The organism is Rhodococcus sp. P3_B8 (assembly GCF_056402775.1).
In genome coordinates, this window is sequence record NZ_JBFUGT010000432.1 from 1 (window position 1) to 4,404 (window position 4,404).

Annotated in this window: 5 protein-coding genes; 3 read left to right on the plus strand and 2 right to left on the minus strand. The window is 66.5% G+C overall.

Annotated features, from left to right (window positions below; translation table 11 throughout):
• On the minus strand, nucleotides 1-925 hold a 925-nt coding region (locus tag AC1D1G_RS42200; protein WP_477956599.1), incomplete at its 3' end, for an aldehyde dehydrogenase family protein.
• A 540-nt stretch (nucleotides 926-1,465) separates the two neighbouring features.
• On the opposite strand from AC1D1G_RS42200, the gene AC1D1G_RS42205 reads away from it, so the two are divergent.
• Nucleotides 1,466-1,624 carry a hypothetical protein gene (locus tag AC1D1G_RS42205; protein ID WP_016880869.1) on the plus strand — a complete coding sequence of 53 codons (159 nt, stop codon included), beginning with the start codon at nucleotides 1,466-1,468 and terminating at the stop codon, nucleotides 1,622-1,624.
• Between the two features lie 80 nt (nucleotides 1,625-1,704).
• On the opposite strand, the gene AC1D1G_RS42210 is transcribed toward AC1D1G_RS42205, so the two are convergent.
• Nucleotides 1,705-2,076, minus strand: coding sequence for a thioesterase family protein (locus AC1D1G_RS42210; protein ID WP_477956600.1), 372 nt, complete (start codon nucleotides 2,074-2,076; stop codon nucleotides 1,705-1,707).
• Between the two features lie 263 nt (nucleotides 2,077-2,339).
• On the opposite strand from AC1D1G_RS42210, the gene AC1D1G_RS42215 reads away from it, so the two are divergent.
• Together AC1D1G_RS42215 and AC1D1G_RS42220 are read left to right on the plus strand one after the other, a co-directional pair.
• Entirely contained in the window at nucleotides 2,340-3,986 is a 1,647-nt protein-coding gene (locus AC1D1G_RS42215) for an alpha/beta hydrolase (RefSeq protein WP_477956601.1), read from the plus strand.
• Nucleotides 3,987-4,103: 117 nt separating this feature from the next.
• Nucleotides 4,104-4,404: wax ester/triacylglycerol synthase domain-containing protein (locus tag AC1D1G_RS42220; protein ID WP_477956602.1), on the plus strand; the 301-nt coding region annotated here is incomplete at its 3' end.

The following is a 4,404-nucleotide window of genomic DNA, read 5'->3' on the forward strand; positions in this document are numbered from 1 at the left end:
ACCGGTCGGCGGCGGCCACCGACGACAGCGGCGCGAGTCCGTCTGCGGTGGCGAGCACCTCCGCGGTGAATCTACCGACGAAGTCGTCGTAGAGGTCCTCGGCGACGATGAATCGCTTCGCGGCGTTGCACGCCTGCCCGGTGTTCTCGAAACGACCTTCTATTGCCGCTTTGACGGTGGCGTCGAGGTCATCTGAACTGAGCACGATGAACGGATCGGAACCCCCGAGTTCCAGTACCACCTTCTTGAGGTTGCGGCCTGCGATCTCGGCGACCGCTGCGCCCGCACGCTCGGACCCGGTCAACGACACGCCCTGGACCCGTGGGTCGGCGATCGCGTCGGCGACCTGCTCATTGGTGGCGTAGACGTTGACGTAGGCGCCCTCCGGATATCCGGCGTCGGTGAAGATCTGGTGAAGTGCCGCCGCCGATTCCGGACACTGCGGTGCGTGTTTGAGCACGATGGTGTTGCCCAGCGCCAGATTCGGACCCGCGAACCGGGCGACCTGGTAGTAGGGGTAGTTCCACGGCATGATCCCGATCAGCACGCCGATCGAGTTGCGGCGGATCAGCGCGGTACCCTCACCCTCGACCAGGTCGATCGGCTCGTCAGCCAGGAACTTCTGGGCGTTGTCGGCGTAGTACTGATAGATCGCGGCGCTGAAGTCGACTTCCCCCAACGACTGGTCCAGTGGCTTGCCCATCTCCCTCTGGATGATCTTGGCCAGTTCGTCGCGGCGTTCGGTGTGCAACTCGGCCACCTTCCTGAGCAGTTCGGCGCGCTCAACCACCGTCGAGCCGCGCGACCACTCACGGTGCGCCTTTTCCGCCGCGGACAACGYCGCCTGCATCTGCTCGTCGGTCGCGGTCGGATATTCGCGCACCGTCTGTCCGGTGGCGGGGTCCACAACTGCGTACAGGCTCATGTTCACGTCTCCTCGGAGGGTGGGGCATTCCAGTATCGCTTGCGACGGGCGCCTGGGGTGTGGTCCTCGCGAGTAGATCGCCCGATCATCACCTGGAATGGTCGGCAACAGGCCGCGCGAGGTGGGGGCGGCGCTGCCCCAGCAGGTCGCTTATTCGCGGCGGCCGCGCAGTGAGATCGTTCACTGCTCAGCAGGAGGATCGTATGGGGGTATAGGCTTGATACATCGGAATGGTCGTCGCATCGAGCGAGTCGCTCAGGCGTTCCCGATTCGAAAGAATGCCGGCCGATTCGCGGCCGATGCGAGGAGCGTCCATTTGATGCCAATGGCTACAGGCACGCACGCCCAGGCGCCGCGCAGATCCGCACCGCGCGAACACTTCCCGGGGTGGGCGCGCCGTCCCGGATTCGATGCCGACACCACGCCTGATGGCGAGCTGCCTACGACGTCATGCGGACCGCGACACATTTCGACCATGATCTACCCGGTCGCCATCACCCCAACCGGCCGCGCCCACATACACCTGAAGCAAGGAACAGAATGACCATCGATCACGACAAATCCGAACTCCCACTCTTCTCTGCGCAGCGAACGCTGACCCACAGCACCCCCGAGCCCGTCTCCGATGCGCCGCGCACCGGTGATTCACCCACGCAAACATCCGCCGAGATCCACCGGTCACTATTCAGCGACGAGTGAGCAACGGTGCCCACCGTCAGGGCTAGGGGATCGGGCTGGTCGTGACGTGGCGATCAGCGGTCAGTGCGCGACAAGCTCGGTCAGCGATCAGGCTTCGCGGGTGACGTCGCCGCGAGAAACCGGTCCCGGTCGACGATCGCCCGGTCGATCTCGCCCGACGCGACAACCTTCCCCGAGCTATCGGTCGCCCGCACGGCGAAGGTAAGGCGGTGGCCGACAGCGGCGGCTGGTGGCTCGGCCGCGATCTCGACGCTGGCACCGACCGGTGTCGGGCTGCGGTGCTCGATTCGGACAGCGGTCCCCACTGTCGTCTGGCCCGCACTGATGAATGATGCAGCGCAGGCGACGGTGGCCGCCTCCATCCACGCAATCAGCCGTGGGGTCGACAGCACCGGAACGTCACCGCTGCCCAATGCGGTCGCGGTATCGGACTCAACTACCTCGTAGCGCACGCCAATACAGTACGTCAGGCGCGGCCGATCCCTTGGTACAGCACTTCCGGTTCGGGCTTTGACGGTCCCGCCGGTGGTGCACGCTGGCGCAGCACCGCAAAGGCGTGTGCACCCGGACATTCCGTGCGACATCTTCGTTTCCGGGGTTACCGGTCGTCGCGATGGTGCGTCTGAGACACTGGCTGCTGAGGCGGTAGCGGGCGGGCTGCGGCCCAGGCGCCACTGTCGTCACGACACGGGACTACGAGGGGGATCGCGAGAGTATGCCGGGGATCGATGGGCACTTGGACTCGAGGCAGCGCGCGGGCGCGAGGTTTGCACGGCGGGCTCGGTTTGTCGCCCTGATCGGCGGCCTCACCGCCACACTCGCCCTGGGGGCGGTACCGCTCGCCACCGCACAGCCGGCACCGGGTGACGATCTTCGCTGGGGGTCCTGCCCGGCCGAATACGAGCTGGACCCGGCATCCGATCAGTGCGCCTCGGTCACCGTTCCCCGCAACTACGCGGACCCCGCCGCCGGCACGATCGACGTGCTCGTCACCCGCCACCGCGCCGAGGATCCCAGCTCGCGCCGCGGCGTGCTGTTCACCAATCCCGGTGGGCCGGGCGGAGACGCGATCGGCTCGAACAGCATGTTCGTCGAGATCCTGCCCGACGCGGTCCGCGCACAGTGGGACGTGATCGGTATCCAACCGCGCGGTCTTCCCTACGCCGGCGCGGTCGAGTGCGTGCTGGCCCCTGAACAGACGACGGCGATGAGCCTCGGCTTCGGCGGTGCTGCGACGCGCAACGCATGCGAGTCCGCTGCGCCAGGCACCACGGCGCACCTGACGACCGAGAACACCGCGAAGGACTGGGAGCAGGTCAGGATCGCACTCGGCGAGGACGTCATCGACATCTACGGCCTCTCGTACGGCACGATTCTCGGATCCACCTATGCGACGCTCTTCCCTCAGCACACCGGTCGCATGGTCCTCGATTCCGCGGTCGACCAGAAGTGGCTGTGGAACGACGTGTTGTGGCAGCAGAACGACGGCTACAAGGATCGCTTCTACGACCTCATGGACTGGATCACGRCCCACGACGACACGTACGGGCTCGGTGACACCCCACTGAAGGTGTATCAGCGGTGGTCGGACCGGATCGTCGAGGAAGCCGGCGGGAACCCGACCCTCGCGCCACCGCCCGCCCAGATCGGTGACGTACCGCCCGGCCTGCAGGCCGTTGCGGATGCTTATCGCGGTGGGGTCGATCTCACCGGACCGGCACGCGTTCAGTTCGAGGCCTTCATCCGTAGCCTCGCCGACCCGTCGCACACCCAGATGTCGTCCAGCATCTACGTGATGACGCGGCAGGTGCTTCCCGCCCGCAACAGCTGGCCACTCATGGCCCGGGTGATCCGGGACGGGCGAGACGCGATTCCCGACGGCACCGCGATGGACGACCTGACGGAGCAAGAGTACGAGCGGATTGCCCAGGCCCAGGTGATGCAGTCACTGGTCCTGTGCAACGAGAACAATGTCGCCGCTCGGCCGGACCGCATTCCGGGTTGGCTCTTCTCCACCTTCGTCACCGGAGATCTCTTCGACCTCATCGGGTACAGCTACAGCGCCGGGCCCGAATGTGCCGGTGCGCCGCCCGTTGTCGCGCTGCCCACGTTGAGCAATCGAGGACTGGCGACGGCCCCGCTCGTCCTGCAGGGAATGCGCGACCCGCAGACCCCCTATCAGGGCGGAGTTCAGCTCGCCCACGACATGGGGGCGCACCTCGTCACCGTCGAGGGAGGAGATCACGGTGCGGGGATCCAGGGTGGCAACGCCGTCGTCGACCAGGCCGTCACCGAGTACCTCGAGACCGGGCGCACCACTGTCACGCACGCCCCTGAGGCGCCGATCACCGCACCGCTGTGAAGTCCGGGCCGGGCCGCGGACGAAGTGATATAGGCAAGCAACACTCCGGGTCCGTGCTGAGCTGCGGGACCGACGTTCCTGGTTCGAAAAGGAGCAGATCCGAATAGACTTGCCGAGGTGAGCCGCGAGGATCCCGATCGGCTGTCCGCCGACGACGCACATATCCTGGGGCTCGAATCGGCGGTGATCACCGGCCACACGCTCAAGCTCGTCGTTCTCGGGCCGGCCACCTCCCCGCTCGACGTCGAGGCTCTGCGAACTGCCGTGGCGGAGCGGCTTTCGAGCCAGCCGCGAGCGACGCAACGGATCGATACCTCGGGACCGGAGCCGCGCTGGACCGAGGCGACGGCGTTCGAGATCAGTGACCACGTCCGGCGCCGAGAAGAGCCTGGGTGTGCCTCGCGCGACGATCTGTGGC